This is a genomic window from Dapis hubbardiae BLCC-M172, from assembly GCF_050016015.1.
Taxonomy (GTDB): Bacteria; Cyanobacteriota; Cyanobacteriia; order Cyanobacteriales; family Microcoleaceae; genus Trichodesmium.
Genome location: NZ_JBNHEQ010000009.1, coordinates 12,390 through 31,807 on the forward strand (window position 1 = coordinate 12,390; position 19,418 = coordinate 31,807).

Consider the following 19,418-nt stretch of genomic DNA (forward strand, 5'->3'; position numbering starts at 1 on the left):
ATTGGATATGGCGTTTCGCTGCGCGACATATAAAGCGGAGCGGCTCTGTTAAGAGCGGGAGACCCGCTCCTACGGACCCGCTGCGCTAACGCCATCCCATCCTAACGGACTGCTCCGCAAACAACCGCTTTTTTCTCCATGAATGGAGAGGCTTTATACCTTAATTTTTTGGTAAGTTGAAAAATGCTATAGTCAAAAGATTAAATAAGATAACTTTTAGTTTACCATTTTTTAGCTGAGGCAATTAATTTAGTTGCTTGGGAACTATCAACAGGTTTGGAAAAGAAGTATCCTTGTCCATATTTACAATTAAGGTCTCTAAGCAAAGCTAGTTGAGTAGATGTTTCTACACCTTCAGCAATCACATCTATTTCTAAATTAGCAGCCAGACTAATAATTGCTTTTGTAATCTCTAAGTTTTGTGATTCACCATCCATTGTCATAACAAAAGAACGGTCAATTTTGAGAGTATCAATAGGAAAGTTACGCAGACGACTTAATGAAGAATAACCAGTGCCAAAATCATCAATATTTAACTGTATATTCATCGCTTTGAATTCTGATAATATTCCCATCACAATTTGCTCATTTTCCATTATTGTAGTTTCAGTAATTTCTAACCTCAGACTATGATGATCTAAACAAGTACGAGATAAAATTTCATCAACTTGTTTAACAAGATCGGATTGAGAAAATTGTCTACCAGAAAGATTAACACTAATTGTTAAAGACTGAAGAGAAAATTCTTTTTGCCAATTATAAGTTTGTTGACAAGCTTGTTGCAAAGTCCACCAACCAATAGGGATAATTAATCCTGTTTCTTCTGCTATAGGAATAAACTCATTTGGAGAAATCATTCCTCGTTGTGGATGGTTCCATCTAATTAATGCTTCAAAGCCACAAATTAAACCTGTTTCTAGTAGAATTATTGGTTGATAAAATAACTCTAATTCATTGCGTTGTAAAGCTTGTCTCAGGTCTATTTCTAACTTAAGTTGTGCTAAATTATCAGCATACATTGATGTATTAAATACTTCTTGACGAGCTTTTCCTAAAGTTTTAGCACGATACATAGCTGTATCTGCATCTCTAAGGATATCTGTAGGACTTTTATAATCTTTATTGGGTAAAACAATACCAATACTAGCGCTAGTATAAACTTCTTGATCGTTAATATAAAATGGTAACTGTAACAATTGTTGAATTCTTTGAGCTATATATTCAGCATTTTCTTCAGATTTAACATATTCCAATAATATAGCAAATTCATCTCCTCCCATTCTGGCTACACTATCATCATCCCGCATATCTTGTTTAAGTCTATTAGCTACTTCTATAATTAGTCGGTCTCCGGCATTATGTCCTAAACTATCATTAACTATCTTAAACCGATCTAAATCTATAAAAATTACTGCAAACTGCTGTTGAGAATGTCTCTGATATCTAGCTAAAGCATTAGATATTCTATCCATAAATAAAGCACGATTAGGTAATTGAGTTAGGGAATCATGGAAAGCATCATGGAGTAGTTTTTCTTCTGCTATTTTTCTATCTGTAATATTATGACAGTTAACAATTATTCCTTCTATATAACTATCTGAAGTTAAGTTGGTAAATACTGCTTCAAATATTTGCCACTTGTCTTGCTCATTTTGAATTTTAAATTCTTTGATATATTGTTTTTCTGATGAATTTTCAACTACTTTTTGTAAAGTATGTCTGACTAACTGACGGTCATTAGCATGAATGATATTGAAAATTGATATATTCAAATTATTTTCATCAAAATTATCTAAAAATTTCTGGGCTAATGGACTAGAATAAATAACCTTGCCATCAGGATTTAAAATCATAATAATATCAGTAGAATTTTCAATTAATGCTCTAAATCTTTTTTCACTTTCACGCAATGTTTGTTGTTTTAATAATTCTGCATGAGCTTGCTCTGCTAACTTTTTCTGTTGTAGTGCTTCTTTACTATCTTGCACAGCCTTCAGTGTTTTATTCAGAGTAATTTCTAAATCATATAAATCTAAGGGCTTAGTTAAAAAATCAAAAGCACCTAAATTCATCGCTTTTCTAATAGTTTTTAAATCGCCATAAGCAGAAATAATTACTGTTTTAACAGTCAATTTTTCTCTTTCTGATAGCTTTTTTAAGAAAGTTAGTCCATCCATCTTTGGCATATTAATATCAGTAAATATTAGCTCTATATCTAGTTCATTTTCCAAAATTTCTAGAGCTTCTATGCCATTATGAACAAAAACAAACTGGAGTTCTTGTTTTTTAATTCTTTTCCTGAATTTCTGGGAAATTAATAATTCTAGGTCTGGTTCGTCATCCACCACAAGTATTTTGGCTAACATAATCTTGATAATTGATATTTTTTACTATAGATTTAAGATTTTTTGTTTGATTTCTTCAAAGTTAATTGGTTTAACTAGATAATCATTAGCTCCATATTTTTTAGCAAGTTTGTAATTTTCATCATAGCCATGAGCAGTTAACATCCATACATTGATTTGTGCATATTTTTCTTTGATTATTTGTAGCATTTCTAATCCATTAATTATCGGTAAATTAATATCAGATATGATTAAATCTATGTGTGTTTTTTCAGGAGATTCTAGGTATGATAATGCTTCTGTCGCTGATATAAAAGAAATGATTTCTACTTGATCTGCTTTAATTTCTTTTCTAAATTTCCTCCTAAATAAATAATGCATATCTTCTTCGTTATCTACAATTATTATTCTTTTCATTGTTCGTAGCTTTAAGATTAATTTTTACACTAATTATTTTAGTTATTTTACTAGATTTTAAAGATTGCTAGTCATCAATAGCTATCTGCTTGTTACAACAACCTTTTGCCCCTGTCGATACTCTAAAACAATATTACCATAGTTTAGTTAACATTTCCCAATCATTTTTTTTCTAGGCATTGAGAAAAAATAGATAAAAAATCACTCAATACTCCTAGTTATAAAGTTTTGCTGAAACCATATTTCTTATGATCGGAATTATATTTGTATAACTAAACTGAATAAATAAAAAATATTAAGCATTCAGCCATTAGTTGTTAGCAAGAGCGCAAATAATAAAAATTCCTTAGATTGTTAAAGGAGTATACTTTAGTCGTAACTTTTAATTCTCCTTGGAAACTAATTTATCCTTTAGGGTGAGTGAGATAATAAGTTAATAACTTATAGCTGACGGCTAAATTACAAAAAATATACTTATATATACCATGGATCAAATATTATGAGGTACAGAAATTTTTGATTTGAGAGAATACTGGATATGAGTCATGGAATCTGATTAGACTTAACAAAGAGGAGGAAGAAAATACTGTATCTAATTTATAAAATAACTGCTATACTTTTTGAGCTTAGACGAAAATCAATGATATAAACAGTAAATTTATACTATGAAAATCTGTGGTATTCTCAAACTTGAAACTATGAGCTGAAAAAAAGTCAAACATACAAATATTCCTAACTAAACAGAAATTTATGCAAATAATAGATTGGCTAATTGTTTTATTATACCTGATCCTCACAATGTGGATGGGATTATATTTATCTCGTAAAGGGTCGAAAAGTTTAGCAGATTTCTTTGTTTCTGGGCGATCGCTTCCTTGGTGGTTAGCAGGTACAAGTATGGCAGCTACAACTTTTTCTATAGATACCCCACTCTATATTACAGGAGTTGTGGCTAACCGAGGAATAGCTGGTAATTGGGAATGGTGGATTTTTGCTGTTTCTCATGTCATAATGATTTACATTTTTGCTAAAATGTGGCGACGTTCGGAAGTTATTACTGATGCGGAATTAACTGAAATTCGTTACGGCGGAAATATGGCAGCTATTCTTCGAGGGGTGAAAGCCTTTATCTTTGCTATTCCGATGAATTGTATTGCTATTGGCTATGCTATGTTAGCTATGGTTAAAGTTGTCGAAGCTATGGAAATTTGGCAAAGTTTAGGTATTGATGCTAGTGAAAATAATCTCAAATTATTTAGTGTTATTGGCGTAAGTATATTTGTTTTAATTTATGCTGGTTTATCTGGTTTATGGGGGGTAGTTGCTACAGATTTTTTCCAGTTTTTTCTAGCACTTTTTGGGGCAATTATTGTGGCAATTTTTGCTGTTAATAGTGTGGGTGGAATCCAAGAATTAATTACTAAAGTTCCTGAAGTAATGCCAGAAAAAGATATTTTATCTCTTTCACCTTTAACTATTGGTGGAAATGGTAATTCTTGGATTGGTTTTAGCAAAACAGCAGGCATAACTGCTAGTACATTTTTTGCTTATATTGCTATTCAATGGTGGTCTTGGAGAAGGAGTGATGGAGGGGGAGAATTTGTACAAAGATTTGCTGCTGCCAAAAATGAAAAGGAAGCAGAAAAAGCAGCTTGGTTATTTAATATAATGCACTATGTTATTAGAACCTGGCCTTGGATTTTAGTGGCTTTAGCTTCTCTTGTAATTTACCCTAATTTAGAAGATAAAGAATTAGGTTATCCCAAATTAATGATTGATTTTCTCTCCCCAGGAATTTTAGGTTTAGTTGTTGCTTCTTTAGTCGCAGCATTTATGAGTACAGTTTCTACTTCTATTAACTGGGGTGCTTCTTTTATTACTAACGATTTATATAGAAGATTTATTAAACCTGATGCAACTCAAGCACAATTAGTTTTAGTAGGGCGACTTTCTTCCATATTAGTAACAGTTTTAGGAGCTATTGCTGCATTTTTTGCTAAAGATGTAGCGACAGTATTTAGGTTAGTAATAGCTATCGGAACAGGTTCGGGATTAGTATTAATTTTGCGTTGGTTTTGGTGGCGGGTAAATGCAGCAGCAGAATTAACAGCTATTATCGCTAGCTTTTTTGTGGGGATGGCAACCAGTATAGTTCCCGCTTTCAAAATAGAAGATTTTGGTTTGCGAATTATCTTTATTACTATAACCGTGACAGTTTTATGGGTAGTCGCAATGTTAGTCACACCCCAAGAGTCTGATGCAACTTTAGAAGAATTTTATCGGCGATCACTTCCCGGAGGTCCTGGTTGGCAAAGACAAAGAGCAGCAACTGGTTTAGCTCCTGCACAAAATTTGGCTAAAGATTTACAAAAGGTTTTGGCATCTATATTATTATTGTTTGGAGCGTTGTTAGGGACTGGTGGTTTCCTGTTGCTCAAGCCAAACATTGGTTGGATATTCCTCATTATTGCTGTTTTCAGTGGGATGTGGTTACGACAACTCAATAAGTCGAAAATTTTACCCATGCCAAGACCAGGGTTAGATGATGACGACTTGTTGTAAATGACTTGTCAGTTAACAGTTATCAGTAACTCCAGCTTAACCTAATACTAAAGTTTATACGGAAATATCTTACAGCGGTTTTCATTTCAGTAGACAACAGTAGGGGCGTTTTACTGGTGCAAAGCTTTACTAACGGAATGCTCCGCAAACGCTTTATATGTCGCGAAGCGTTAACGGAGTTGTGCGCTAGCTAAACGGCTGTCGCCGACATTAAAAGGCGAAGCCCATGCCGTCAGCAAAACGCCCCTACAGGGTTTTGGTTATGAAGATGTGGTTCATCAATCTGAAAAGCGCTGTAATAGTTTTCCATAGTATTTTACTGTAACTATCAAATTGGGTATAATTCAGGACTTAGGCATTTTTGAGTTGTAAACACTACACATCTATAGAACCCCTAAGCGTATCTCCAGAAAATAGGTCCTGGTGGAGAATTAATTGAGAAAAAATGGGTCAGGACTTACGCAAAGACACTATATATAGATATAGCGCATAACCAACAGAGCGATCGCTATAATTTTCAGAGAGCGATCGCCAAGTATTTCTGAGCCTTTCTAAGAGTGAGAAAAACTTAAATAGCTATCATTTTAATGGTAGGATGTTTGAGTTCAGATACTAGATATTTAGATAGTAATTGATGTTTGAGTTGATCAATAGTTTTTCCCAAAATGTCAGCTACTTTTTTCAAATGATTCCAGACCAACATAGAGCAAGCAATATAATTTTTTGGAATTTTTGCCAGACGACATTGACACAATTCTATTCCTGTTAACTGCTTGATTTCTCTGTGAAATTCTTCGATTTTCCATCTAGTCTGCGACTCGAATTATACATCATCTGTCGAAGATTGACTTAAGTCATTAGTCACAATATATTCTGTTCTATTGGCAGAAATAGTAGCCCAGAATAGCTTGACTTTTTTATCTCTTGGAAAACCTCTAATTTTTATTATTTTACCTGATGTTATTTCTGATTCATCCCAGGTTAATTTAGCAATACTTTTATATTTTTCTACACCACCAGTGTCATCCACTAAACGATTTATTTTTAAGGGGCAATAATAAATTTTTCGCATATTATCTATCAATGCCATTAATCTTGGCGTTGCATACCAACTATCCATCAATACAGTTTGAAATGGTAATTTATTCTCATTTACCACATTCAATATCATTTCTTCAACATGGTCTATTTTAGTTTTTTTGTCACTATCTGGATCATAAATACGATAATCTAGTATCCAAAATTGCTCGGTTTGGGGATTAAAATAAATACAATTAACTACTCCTATTCCTCGAATTACTTGATGTTCATTACCGCTATATTGTCGCCACACAAGTTCAATTTTATTCGCCTATTTTTTATGAATTACTGTATCATCAAAAATTAGGTATGCTTCTGTATCTTAGATAATTTCCTCTTTGACATTTTGCCATAAATCTTGTGCATTTAAAGATTCTACTCTTAAATAACGATTAATCGTATCATGGCTAATATTTTCTAGGTAATTTGCTAGGTTAGTTATAGTATAGTTTGTATGAGAATTTAGCAAATATTGGTATGGGATCAATATAATTAAAATTCATATTTTTAGCTCAAATCAACAATAATATTATTCTATAATAAGCACGAATATTTTGGCTCAATTTACGATCGATAGTCAAGCAACATCTACATAGAAGGTAAATAAACTATAAATGCCTATCTTTAGGTTCCTCACGAATTTTGTTGTTTAGGCGATCGCTCTCTAAAAAATTCTAGCGTTCGCTCTGTTGGCTATACACTATATATACTGTCTTGGCGTAAGTCCTGTGGGTAATAATTGATTTGATGATTGGATGAGTGGGAGATATCTAATACACCCCATCTCCCCATCTCTCCACACTCCCCTACTCCCCTACTCTCAATCTCTAATTTTAAAGTTCTATAACGTTATAGTTTTTGGAACCCATACAGCAGTTTTCATTTGAGTAGACCACAGTAGGGAAGTTCCATCGAACCTCCCTACAAGGTTTTGGTTGTGACGATGTAGTTTATCCATCTGAAAAGCGCTGTATAGAAGCCATTGGGTATCTTTGCAAAGCTGAGAGTTTTTGGCTCTTGAGTCAGGAGTCAAGAGATTGAGAAATAAAATAGGGAAAAAGGTAGAAAAATACCCCCATCTCCCCATACTCCCCATCTATAATTCGCGTATAGAACCCCTTCAGGGGTTCTATATAGTATAGTGTATCTGCGTAATATCATGTCCGCTGGTATCGGAGCGTGTAAACCCCAGGGTTAATAACTACAGGAAATTTAAGTTTTTTCTGGCTCTTAAACCTTCTGTTGTAGGTAATTATTAATTATTAATAATTAAATAATTCGCGCCTTGAAGCCTCCCCTTGGATAGGGGAAAAAGCGGTAGGCAAGCGGAGCATGACCTTAGGATGGGATGGCGTTTCGCTTCGCGTTACATGTCGCGCAGCGTCCCGGAGGGACAGGTTTCCCGCTCTTGCAGAGCCGCTCCGCTTTATATGTCGGCGACAGCCGTTAACGAAGTTGTGCGCCAGCTAAACGCCATATCCAATCGACCAAGAGAAAAGTGCTCTTGAATTTCCTTATCTTCAATTCCCGTGGGGTTTTAACCAGAGGTAATTATCAATTATCAATTAATGAAAGCCTTCTTCCTTACCCTTACCTTACAATACCGATGCTACCGGACATGATATAAGTCCTAATAATAAATAATAAGTAACTTTATGATGATTAGCTATTACAGCGTTCCAACTACTATTTCCCCTGAAGCACAGGAAGTATTACGCCAGTTTCCGCAAAATACAAAAAGTCTTCCAGCTACTGACGATCTTGATGTTTGGAAAAAAGTTTGGCAGGAAAACGAAGAAAGTAAAAAAGAGGATAATGCAAAGGTTGTTGACCATTACAAACCTGTCGTTCAAGAGAAAAAATTAGGTGGTGTACCTGTTCTAGATGTCAAACCCAAAAACTGGCAAGACAATGGCAAAGTGCTTATTTATCTTCATGGAGGTGCTTATGTACTATTTAGTGCTGCATCTACCCTCACCAGTTCAGTACCTGTTGCCGATGTAACAGGGTTAAGGGTAGTATCTGTTGACTATACTGTAGCTCCCTTTGCTAAATGGGATAAAATTACAGATCAGATTATTCAGGTCATTAAAGAACTGATAAAAGAAGGCTATGAACTTGAAAACATAGCAATTTATGGAGATTCTGCTGGAGGTGGACTTACCGCTGGAACGGTACTAAAAATGCGTGAGCAAGGCTTAAGTATGCCTGCCGCAGTTGTACTTTGGTCGTGCTGGTCAGATATTACAGAAACCGGCGATACTTACGAAACTATCAAAGATAGAGACCCAATATTAGTCTATGATAACTTTTTGGCTAACGCAGCTAATGCCTACGCCGATCCTGCCGATCATAAAAACCCTTATGTCTCTCCTGTCTATGGGGACTATAATAAGGGTTTTCCTCCAACTTTGATTCAGGTTGGTACAACAGAAATTTTCTTTAGTAATTCTGTTCGCCATTATCAGATTCTCGATCAGGCAAAAATTCCGGTTAAGTTTGACCCTTATGAGGGAATGTGGCACGTTTTTCAAACACTTAACTGGGAGTTGCCAGAGTCAGAGTTAGCACGACAAAAGATGGCTGTTTTTCTGGCAGAGCATCTGAAATATTAAATACTATTAGAACTCCAAAACTTGTAAATCTTGCTAAAATTAAATTCATCATAAAAAATTGGTAAGTGGGAAACCAGCCTGTGTTAACGGCTGGATGGAAATGACGCGACGGGTTTTAACCCGTAGTCAAAACCTGTTATAATTAAGGCATTAAGACACAATGACCTCTAAAGCATGGTGAAAGCCCGATAGCTAATGGACGCTTTCGTACGGACGTTGCATGCAACGTCCGTACAGGGTGGTTAATCGAAAAGGTAGCCCGGTGCTTACCAGCACTCTGTTTCCAGCCGTTAGTCAGCACGTTGTATCTCAGAGCGAGTGAATCAATCAACAACTTAAAAAGTAGCCTCAATGGTCTTTGGCCAGAGAGAGTAGTGGCAATTGGCACCGCCTTGTAGGGGCGAACGGCCGTTCGCCCCTACTGCTGCTGTATGCGTACTACGGTACGGTACTGGCAATGTGGCCGTTTCGATTTTTCGGGAACCGTGCAATGTGTAAATCGTGGTTTTAACCTGATTTACAGCTCCTAGTCACGAATCCACGCGACTTTAGTCTGTGGAGTGTCAAAGAAGTACACTTTCTATGCAAACAGTAGAGATGTTCCATAGAACTTCCCTACAGGTAAATTTCACTTTCTGACTTAAAAATAACTATGCAAATTTTTCGTCAATATATTGCTCCATTAATCGTAGTAATCATATTTTTAATTGCTATGGTGGCAGTCAGCGCTCGTATATTTCTACCAGGTGACCTCGCAGCACCAGCTCCGACAGAGGAATTAAGTTCTCCTAAAGAAGCAGCGATACTATCTACACCTAATGTTTATTTTTCCTAATACAGCGCTTCCCGTTGTTATGAGGTAAAAAATTTTAGGTTTGAGGGAACAGGTATGGAGGGAATAGGGAATAGGGAATAGAGAATAGAAAAGAATAAAAACAACTGTACCTCATAGCTTCGGAAACTGATGTATCAGGTAGATATAGCGCTACCCGCAATTCAGATAGGGTAGCCGTCGGATTGGCGACGTACAGAAGTAATCCTTAAGTAAGATAGAAAAAGAAAGTATTTCTCCTCAGAATAACAATAATGTTACTTGAGAAATGCTCTTGACATACTCCCGACGTTGCTATATTCGCGACAAAGCGAGATTCTTCAGTCAGCAAAAACTGACCGCTGTTTTAACAGAGGTGATGTCCTCCCCCTGTGATGACGCTTACAATAACAAAATCATCCTAGCTTGTCAAGGACTTATGAACGTTTAGCTTGTGGAGGTATCCGAATCTTGGCCCTGGCTTTCCCATACGACGCTCCCCCACCGGAGAGCGCGGGACTTCCCGCCAGGGAAGTTAAATGGTAATTGTCAAATGGGTCAATATGGAAGATAAGTAAAAATTAGAGTAGTAATATTTTTTGATTTACAAGATACAATAGAATTTCGATCGGCCTTTGACTAAGTTTAGATAGGCAAAATTAAGCCCTCTATTAAAAACAATTTTAGCTGTAAGGATTCAGGTATCTTAAACCCAGTTATAGAGAGACTTCTGAAAGCGACTGACTCAGCAATTTAATAGTCTCATTCTCAATAATGAGGAAAATAAAGGTTTGTAGCCATTTATAATTGAGAATATAATTTGGGAGGCAATTGCCGGAAATGCTTATCCATCAAGATTTATAGACTTTTCCATAAGACCTAAATCCTTACCTTTAGCTAGTAAAATTTTCCCAACTATCTTGTCAAAGTTTTAAAAGTTATTTACTAGAAAATTTTTCCACTTCAACTGATAACTGATAACTGTTTTATGCAAATAAATCAGCATCTTTCAAAGTTTTTCCTGCTGCATCTTTTTTAGATAATTTAACCTCAATTCCATCTAAAGGCCAACTAATCCCAATTTCTAGATCGTTCCACAAAATTGAACGCTCATATTCAGGTGCGTAATAATCAGTAGTCTTATACAAAACATCTGCAGTTTCAGACACTACTAAAAAACCATGAGCAAAACCAGGAGGTACCCAAAGTTGTCGTTTATTTTCTGCACTTAAAAGATAACCTACCCACTTACCAAAATTAGGAGAATTTTTCCGAATATCTACAGCAACATCAAATATTTCTCCCACAACTGCTCGTAATAATTTACCTTGAGCTTGTTGAATTTGATAATGTAAACCTCGCAATACTCCTTTGCTAGAACGAGAGTGATTATCTTGTACAAATTCCAGATTGATTCCTGTTTTTTCTGAAAAATTGCGTTGATTAAAACTCTCCATAAAAAAGCCACGTTCGTCTCCAAAAACTTTTGGCTCTATTAACAATACTTCGGGAATTTCTGTTTCAATTACATTCATTTTTTTTACCTCAGTTGATTGATAAGGGAATAGGGAACAGGCAATAGGGAATAGTGATAATGAACTTAAATCTCCTTTTAATTTATCACTAAAAAGTTAATAATTTGAGAATCATGGAGAATATAGAAAAGAAAATCAAAATAAGCTGATAACTGATAACTGTTAATTGTCTTTTTTCCCCCAAGCTTCTAATTCTCCTATCGACAAAGAAAAAACTAATTTATGTAGATTGAGTAATTGAGAAATTGAGAGTAAAAAAGAAAATAAAGTTGGCTGATAATATTGCATCCTATTCAATATATATTCCAGACTCATAGAATTACTGGTTGGCTTTGATTCTACATCAGAAAATCCACTTTTTTCCAAAGCAAATTTTATCGTATCAAGGGAGAAATATGTCAAGTGTTCTGTTGGTTTATAGTGATACCATAAAGAACCCAATAATTTCTGCCAAAATCCTCCCACATTTGGAGTAGTAATAAAAATCCATCCTCCTGGTTTCAAAAGTTGATAAGCTGCTGTTAGTTGACCAATAGGATCTGTCGTATGTTCAATCATATCTTGCAGCATAATCAAATCAAAAGAATTAGGTTCAAAATCATGATTAAACAAATCACCCTGAGATACAGATAAACCTCTACTTTTAGCAAAATTTACTGCATATTCTGAAACTTCTAAACCTTGAGGATTATTCCATCCTAAATTTTTTGCTTGCTCCAAACAATCACCTAAAGCACAACCTACATCTAATAATAAACCTTGACCAGAAAGTTTTTTCTCCGCTTTTAATAAACGTTTGCGAAAAGTCTGGCTATTAATTTTCATCCCTTGAAAATAATTAGAATATCCTCCTTTGGGAAAATCGTTATTATAATAATCTTCTTGATAGATTGCCGTAGGATTTGCTGGTGGATTATTATCCCATACCATATCACATTCAGAACATTTTGCTAATATATAGTCATCACCTGCTTTGTAGTAGTTAAATTTATTTGTATGACACAGGGGGCAATGATTTTTTTGCATAATATTTGATTAAAATTACTTCTGTTTCTGATTTTGTGAAAAATATTAAAGGTAGTAGTTATCATTATCTAAATAATGTTCTGTCTCCGAAGGAAAATAAATTTGCTTGCCAAAAAGTAAAAGTATATTGTTATTTTATTTTATAAAAACACAATTGCTTATATGAATAATCAAAAACAACATTCTTCAAAAGTAACTTTAAATTCCTAGCTAGAACAAGTAACTACTCAAGAGATTCTACTTGAAAATTCTCTAGAGATTAAAATTTCTGGCTTACAGCTTAATTCCTTTGAAGAAGGATAGTATTTTTAGTTCCTTAAAAGGAACTTCAGCTATTAGCCTTGAAATTGATTTAATGGCAATTTGGGCAGTTATTGTTATCTGTTTAAATATATATATTTTTGAATAATTGTCAAGTATTTTCTACCCTAACCTTAACTTCATTGTTCAACTTGACAAATTCTTGTTTATTAGAGTTATAAACCCAAGCTTTAATGGCAGTTTCTCCCACAGGTAAAGATTTGGCTGAAAATTTTACTTTCCATCTTGCTGTACTATAAAGTTTTGACTTCATAATTTTAGCAATATCATTACTCTCTAAGTTAACAATAGCATTGGCAAAAAAATATTGATTCTCACCAAAAGAAAGTAATACTAAGTTAGGTTGTTTTTTTCCATCTGGTCTAATTGCCCAACCTCCTAAATTTATAGTTTCATCACCGTTAATAATTATGGATTCTTCAGTTAATTGAGGATTATCTAAATAACCATAATTTTGTTTTGGTTGTTTGATAAATTCTAGATTTTGAGGAAATTCTCGCCAACCTAATTTTTCCATAATTTCTGCACCTTGTCTGACTAACCAGGTTTTGCCATTCATTAATACTAAACAACTATCTGGAGATTTTCTGATAAATTCTGAATCTGCTAAATAATCAATTATTTCTAGACATTCTTTCCGACTTTCTATGTAGGGAAAACTTGATTTTATATTCCTCACAACATACAGGGAGTTAATGATCATAATTCCTGTCATTATGACAGCTAAAATTTTATATATTGATAAATATTTTTTTTGCTCTTCTACAAACAATGCCAGGAGATAAATCAGGGAAATAATTAATAATATTGATGTGGTTGTATATCGGGAAGAAATCATGGCATTTGCAACTCCATATTCTGCTCTACCTACAGAAATAGATAGAGCAGAAATTAGAGAAAATGTACCTATTGTTAACCAAGGAATAGCAGGAGGAAAAAAAGTTAGTTTGTAGAAAGGTTTCTTGAGAAAGTAATATGTAAAAAATAGGAAACCAGACAATAATATTAATCCTGTTAGAATTGCAGGCATGGGAAGTCTCACTAAAGGTAAACCTAGAACAGCTAGAAAGTAATTTATTATCAAAAATGGTTGTTCTGTAAATAAAAATGGTTTTGGTTCCCGAATCGGATTAAAGTTAATTGCGTAGATAATACATGAAAGTATAAACACCAAAATCCAGATACTTAGTCTACTGATTTTTTGTTTAGCTTTCCCTTCTATAGATAATATTGAGGGAATTAAAACAACCCAAGAAAGTAATCCTTGGATTAAGGTAAAACTTCCGAGAAAACAAAATATTGCTGTCAGAAATATTCTTGTTTTTGCTGAGGAATTATCTAAGGCATAAATAAAATATACTGCCATTATTAGACATAAGTTTGTCAGAAACCAAAATAGGGTAAATCCCCATAACCAGTTCTGATGTTGTACTAGGGAAAATAATAATAGGCAACTTAAAATATTGGCGATGTGTAGGAGATTTTTGTTTCTATTATGTAATTTAGTTTCGGCTATTTTGCAGATAGCAAAAAATGTGATGATGACAAAAATTACGCTACAAATTATTTCAGCTTGGGTGTTCCATTTAGTGGAAAAAGCTAAAGCGGTAATGATTAATTTGGGTATTAATATTCTGTGATGACCGTGTACTGTGAAAAAGTCAAAAAATGTGGCGTTTCCTTCAGCAACTCGCTCAAAGATAGGGGTTAATCTCCATTGATCCCAGTAGGGAACATTGACACTAAAATTAGCGAGAAACCAGAGAAGTAATAAGACTGGGGAAATATAGAGGATTAGTAATAATATTCTGGTTCGGGAAAATATTTTTCGCATGATTATAAAATTGGCAGATAGCTTTTGGAAATATTACCTTAAAGCGAACTTGAAAATCCCGTCTCTTTAGAGCTATGTGGCAATATCTATAAATAAAATTTCTATTTCTTATTTTAAAAAGTTTCTATTTCTATAATCCCTAAGTCACTCAGACTAGGTAAAAACTTCTATTGCGTATATAGCAATAGAAATGAATCAAATTTTTATTTCTGATTTTCTAAAAGTTTGCCTCTAGATTTTGTAGGTAAAAATTGCTATTGCGATATCCGCAACAAAAGGTAACTGAGTCTAAATTCCTATTGCGTATATAGCAATAGAAATGAATCAAATTTTTATTTCTGATTTTCTAAAAGTTTGCCTCTAGATTTTGTAGGTAAAAATTGCTATTGCGATATCCGCAACAAAAGGTAACTGAGTCTAAATTCCTATTGCGTATATAGCAATAGAAATGAATCAAATTTTTATTTCTGATTTTCTAAAAGTTTGCCTCTAGATTTTGTAGGTAAAAATTGCTATTGCGATATCCGCAACAAAAGGTAACTGAGTCTAAATTCCTATTGCGTATATAGCAATAGAAATGAATCAAATTTTTATTTCTGATTTTCTAAAAGTTTGCCTCTAGATTTTGTAGGTAAAAACTGCTATTGCGATATCCGCAACAAAAGGTAAGTGAGTCTAAATTCCTATTGCGTATATAGCAATAGAGATGAATCAAATTTTTATTTCTGATTTTCTAAAAGTTTGCCTCTAGATTTTGTAGGTAAAAACTCTGGAGGAATGTGCCAGAAAGTACAAGGGTTTTTGTCGTCGCTATAGGTTAAAAAAGAAATCCCCTAGAAAGTGCCACTGGGGAAGTAGACTTCTAGGGGATACTATTCTCAACTTTGGGTAGAAGGGGCGATCGCTCAGTCATATTTTTGTTGTAATAGTCATAAGGACAAACATACCATACCCAAAGTTGTTAAGTCGAAAGGAAAGAATGAATTTTGACAAGACTTATTAATGAAATGAGAAATTAAAGAAGCGATGGCTTCTCATATATAGTCTATAGTCATTTCAAATAAAGATGGAACACTAATGCACAAAAAGTCAGAAATTAGAACGAAATAGCCCTGGTTTTTGGTAGATAAAAATTAACCTCTAACTTCAGTGAAATAATATCAATCACTTGACTAGAAGAAGAAAAGATAAAAGCTCAAAGTAAAGTTGTAAAAATTAGCCTTTACTTCTTCCTTCTTCCTTCTTACTTCTTCTTTAATGAGAACGAAATAGCCCTGTTTTTTGGGAGATAAAAATTAACCTCTAACTTCAGTGAAATAATACAGCCTATTCCATGTAACTGTGGTACACTGATTTTAGTAGATTTGATTAAATGACATGAAAACTTTATTCCATACTTCAAAAACTATTTAAAAATTTAGCGCCACTGTACCTGATAAACCTGGAATCCTCTGTATCAATCACTTGACTAGAAGAAGAAAAGATAAAAGCTCAAAGTAAAGTTGAAAAAATTAGCCTTTACTTCTTACTTCTTCCTTAATGAGAACGAAATAGCCCTAACCAGGCCACTTTGCTATAAATTCTAAATTCTCAATTCTGAATTCTAATTAACATTAGTCAAACTCTGAAACTTACCAGTAAATCTATTAAAGAACAACTCTAAAACCGTCCGCTTACCAACATTAATATTAGAATTAATTGCCATACCATTCTGTAAACCAATTTCCAGATCATTCTCATTATCCAGAACAAATGTTTGCCGTTCTAAATCAATCGTAGTTTCAAAAGAAAAATAAGGTCTTCCTGCTTCTTGGTCTGGTGGAATAGCATCATCACTAATAGAAATAACCTCCCCAGTTACTGTACCAAACTCATTCGCAGGTAAAGCTTCAACTTGTACTTCTACAGGTACACAGTCAACATCTTTCAAACCTAACTTTTCTCGATTTTCTTTCAGCTCCGGACAAGCACATTTTTTACCCGGTTCACATTCAATAACCTCTCCACCAGCTAACTCTTGGTCATGATAAGATTCTAATTTTTTCCGTTTATCATTTAAAGCTTTTAACACCAGAGCAACATCTTTATTCTGAATATAAACCACTGCTTCCAAACCTTCATCATCATCCAATACTGTCAGTAAAGGTTGAGTTTGTTGTGCCTCATAAGAAGCATCCTCACATCTTTCTGGTTGTATATCCCCTGGTTTCAAAACCTCATTAATTACATATTGACAAATAGGGTCAGTTTTCATATCTAAAGAAGAGTCTTCTTTAGTAGTAGGTTGTAAATCAAAAATAACTCCCGAAACTGGGGCTTTTAAAACTTGATTATCGCGAGCTTCTTCTAACTTTTCTATCTGAGCATTAACTTCAGTTAGTTGCTTATTATTTTCTAGTTGCAAACGAGTAAACTGAGAATCTATTCTGGCAATTTCTCTACCTTTATTTTCAGCAATTCTGGCATAAAGTTCTCTTGCCCAAGCATCTCTTGTATTTTTTAATTGTTCTTTGGTTCTATTAATAGATACATTTAAACGTTGTTGTTCTAACCTAGCACGTTGTACTTCTGCCTGACGAGCTTTAACTTCTCCTTCCCTAGAATTAATATCTGCTTGCCCAGAGTTAATTTCTGCTTCACGAGAATTTATTTCTCCCTCTAAAGTATTAAGCTCTGCTCTGCGAGAATTTACGTCTCCTTCTCTGGCATTTATGTCGGCTAACCGGGTATTAATTTCTCCTAATCTAGTATTTATTTCTGCTGCTCTTGATTGTATCTGGTCTTGTTGTCTTAATATCTCACTTTCCCCTCGAAATACTTCTTGTTCCTGGCGTTTTTTTTGCAGTTCAGCGATCGCTCCTTCTTCTACTAAAGGAGATATTTGTCCGAGAATTTCTTCGTTAGAACCTAATACTTTTTCTGATTTACCTAATTGTCCTTTTGCTAGTTCTAATTGTTCTTGGGAATACTTTAGTTGTGCTTGAGTATTGTTCAGTTGTTCTCTGGCAAATTTCAGTTGTTTTTCTGCATTATTTAATTGTTCATAAGCATAGGTTAGCTGTTGCTTGGTATTATTTAATTGTTGTCTGGAAAATTGTAATTGTTGTCTAGAATATTGTAATTGTGTTTGAGCTACTCTTAGTTGTTCTGTTGCTGCTTCTTCTTCTTTTTCTGCTTGTTGAAGTTGTTTTTGTAGCTCTCTAACTTGTAATTCTACAGCACCTACACGAGAGTTATATTCAGCTTTGTAGTTGATATATAGTCCTTGTAAACTAGGGTCAATATTGACAAAACGGCCTCTGTTTAGGTAAAGTTCATCAATTAAGGCGCGATATGCTTGATTTTCTGATATTCTAGTTTGTCTTTCTTGAGCAAGTTTTTGTAAGTCTGGAGGTAAGGCTGTGGGAACTTTGCCATTTAGTACATCTTTATAAAACTCATTTTCTCTTTTGAGGGTTTCTCTTAATTCTTTAGCGGAACCTAAGTCTGCACTAGGAGCAGTGGGACTAAAAGTTAGTAATGGTTGATTCTTTTCGACGCGATCGCCATTTTCTACATGAAGTCTAACCACATTTCCACTGGTAGGAGCTTGGACATTTATAGAACCGTCTTTAAGTTCTAATTGACCTGTTGCGGGTACAGCTTGGTCTATCTCGGCAAAGTAGGCCCAGATTATAGCTGAACTGGTCATTAACATAATCATCCAGAGAAATAGGCGAGATAATATAGCTGGTTTCTCTAAAATTACTGGTTGTTCGTTTAGTGATGCTGATTTATCTTGCATTTTTTTTAATAATTAGGGAGTAGGGAGTAGGGAGTAGGGAGTAGGGAGTAGGGAAGAAGAGAAAACTTTTCAATAAAGAATCATAAGTTAGTAGTGGTTGAGAAGGAAGAATTAAAACAGTGAGGAACTGCTCACCCGCCACTAATTTTTCATTAAAAACTATCACCTTCTAACTTTGAATAACTTAGGTATTGTATGCAAGTTTTCTGACACTTTTTAGTATTGGGTGGTTTGATAATTTTTATCAAATTTATTAACTCCTTCTAACTTTTAATAACTTAGGTATTTTACTTAAGTTTATTTCTTCATTACTTCTGACTCCTGACTTCTAAATTCTCAAACTTATAACTGATAACTGTTAACTGAAATTACTGGTTGTTCGTTTAGTGATGCTGATTTATCTTGCATTTTTTTTTAATTAGGGAGTAGGGAAGAAGAGAAAACTTTTCAATAAAGAATCATAAGTTAGTAGTGGTTGAGAAGGAAGAATTAAAACAGTGAGGAACTGCTCACCCGCCACTAATTTTTCATTAAAAACTATCACCTTCTAACTTTGAATAACTTAGGTATTGTATGCAAGTTTTCTGACACTTTTTAGTATTGGGTGGTTTGATAATTTTTATCAAATTTATTAACTCCTTCTAACTTTTAATAACTTAGGTATTTTACTTAAGTTTATTTCTTCATTACTTCTGACTCCTGACTTCTAAATTCTCAAACTTATAACTGATCACTGTTAACTGAAATTACTGGTTTTTCGTTACTTCTGACTCCTGACTTCTAAATTCTCAAACTTATAACTGATCACTGTTAACTGAAATTACTGGTTTTTCGTTTAGTGATGCTGATTTATCTTGCATTTTTTTTTAATTAGGGAGTAGGGGGTAGGGAGTAGGGAGTAGGGAAGAAGGAAAAAGGGTTAAATAGGAAGGAATCAGGAAAGAGAGAAAGGGAAAGTCTTTGAGGAAAGAATCAGAGATTAGTTGATTTCAGTTATCAGTAGTTTTCTTGACTCTTTCTAACCTTTAATAATTTAGTAATTGTACTTAAAACTCCTTCTCTCCTAGATAACTAAAGCCTTCCTCCTT

General features: G+C 34.1%; 9 protein-coding genes and 1 pseudogene. 3 read left to right on the forward strand and 7 right to left on the reverse strand.

Going from position 1 to position 19,418, the window contains the following annotated elements:
• Positions 1 to 221: 221 nt before the first annotated feature.
• Positions 222 to 2,366 (reverse strand): EAL domain-containing protein, encoded by a 2,145-nt coding sequence (locus ACP6PK_RS00810; protein ID WP_426556929.1) that lies wholly within the window; start codon positions 2,364 to 2,366, stop codon positions 222 to 224.
• Between the two features lie 24 nt (positions 2,367 to 2,390).
• Positions 2,391 to 2,762 carry a response regulator gene (locus ACP6PK_RS00815; RefSeq protein ID WP_426556931.1) on the reverse strand — a complete coding sequence of 124 codons (372 nt, stop codon included), beginning with the start codon at positions 2,760 to 2,762 and terminating at the stop codon, positions 2,391 to 2,393.
• 750 nt (positions 2,763 to 3,512) lie between these two features.
• On the opposite strand from ACP6PK_RS00815, the gene ACP6PK_RS00820 reads away from it, so the two are divergent.
• Positions 3,513 to 5,324, forward strand: a complete 1,812-nt coding sequence (locus ACP6PK_RS00820) for a sodium:solute symporter family protein (RefSeq protein WP_426556933.1) — start codon at positions 3,513 to 3,515, stop codon at positions 5,322 to 5,324.
• A 568-nt stretch (positions 5,325 to 5,892) separates the two neighbouring features.
• On the opposite strand, the pseudogene ACP6PK_RS00825 reads toward ACP6PK_RS00820, so the two are convergent.
• A pseudogene (locus tag ACP6PK_RS00825) lies at positions 5,893 to 6,903 on the reverse strand (IS701 family transposase).
• A gap of 1,156 nt (positions 6,904 to 8,059) precedes the next feature.
• On the opposite strand from ACP6PK_RS00825, the gene ACP6PK_RS00830 reads away from it, so the two are divergent.
• Together ACP6PK_RS00830 and ACP6PK_RS00835 are read left to right on the forward strand one after the other, a co-directional pair.
• Positions 8,060 to 9,019, forward strand: a complete 960-nt coding sequence (locus ACP6PK_RS00830) for an alpha/beta hydrolase (RefSeq protein ID WP_426556935.1) — start codon at positions 8,060 to 8,062, stop codon at positions 9,017 to 9,019.
• Positions 9,020 to 9,671: 652 nt separating this feature from the next.
• Complete coding sequence (locus ACP6PK_RS00835) at positions 9,672 to 9,854, forward strand: hypothetical protein (protein ID WP_094672698.1); 183 nt, start codon at positions 9,672 to 9,674, stop codon at positions 9,852 to 9,854.
• A 962-nt stretch (positions 9,855 to 10,816) separates the two neighbouring features.
• Here the strand turns inward: ACP6PK_RS00835 and rfbC are convergent.
• The 4 genes from rfbC to ACP6PK_RS00855 form a co-directional block, all read right to left on the reverse strand.
• Complete coding sequence (gene rfbC / locus ACP6PK_RS00840; protein ID WP_094672483.1) at positions 10,817 to 11,365, reverse strand: dTDP-4-dehydrorhamnose 3,5-epimerase; 549 nt, start codon at positions 11,363 to 11,365, stop codon at positions 10,817 to 10,819.
• A 162-nt stretch (positions 11,366 to 11,527) separates the two neighbouring features.
• On the reverse strand, positions 11,528 to 12,391 hold the full coding sequence (locus ACP6PK_RS00845; RefSeq protein WP_426556938.1) for a class I SAM-dependent methyltransferase: 864 nt from the start codon (positions 12,389 to 12,391) through the stop codon (positions 11,528 to 11,530).
• Between the two features lie 412 nt (positions 12,392 to 12,803).
• Positions 12,804 to 14,546 (reverse strand): hypothetical protein, encoded by a 1,743-nt coding sequence (locus tag ACP6PK_RS00850; protein WP_426556940.1) that lies wholly within the window; start codon positions 14,544 to 14,546, stop codon positions 12,804 to 12,806.
• A gap of 1,603 nt (positions 14,547 to 16,149) precedes the next feature.
• A complete protein-coding gene (locus ACP6PK_RS00855; protein WP_426556941.1) occupies positions 16,150 to 18,330 on the reverse strand; it encodes a beta-barrel domain-containing protein in 2,181 nt (726 codons plus the stop codon).
• Positions 18,331 to 19,418: the final 1,088 nt, after the last annotated feature.

Excerpts from the sequence above, each read along its gene's own strand:
- ACP6PK_RS00815 (WP_426556931.1), bottom strand. The coding sequence starts at position 2,762 with ATGAAAAGAATAATAATTGTAGATAACGAAGAAGATATGCATTATTTA.
- ACP6PK_RS00855 (WP_426556941.1), bottom strand. The coding sequence starts at position 18,330 with ATGCAAGATAAATCAGCATCACTAAACGAACAACCAGTAATTTTAGAG.
- ACP6PK_RS00850 (WP_426556940.1), bottom strand. The coding sequence starts at position 14,546 with ATGCGAAAAATATTTTCCCGAACCAGAATATTATTACTAATCCTCTAT.
- ACP6PK_RS00845 (WP_426556938.1), bottom strand. The coding sequence starts at position 12,391 with ATGCAAAAAAATCATTGCCCCCTGTGTCATACAAATAAATTTAACTAC.
- rfbC (WP_094672483.1), bottom strand. The coding sequence starts at position 11,365 with ATGAATGTAATTGAAACAGAAATTCCCGAAGTATTGTTAATAGAGCCA.
- ACP6PK_RS00830 (WP_426556935.1), top strand. The coding sequence starts at position 8,060 with ATGATGATTAGCTATTACAGCGTTCCAACTACTATTTCCCCTGAAGCA.
- ACP6PK_RS00810 (WP_426556929.1), bottom strand. The coding sequence starts at position 2,366 with ATGTTAGCCAAAATACTTGTGGTGGATGACGAACCAGACCTAGAATTA.
- ACP6PK_RS00835 (WP_094672698.1), top strand. The coding sequence starts at position 9,672 with ATGCAAATTTTTCGTCAATATATTGCTCCATTAATCGTAGTAATCATA.
- ACP6PK_RS00820 (WP_426556933.1), top strand. The coding sequence starts at position 3,513 with ATGCAAATAATAGATTGGCTAATTGTTTTATTATACCTGATCCTCACA.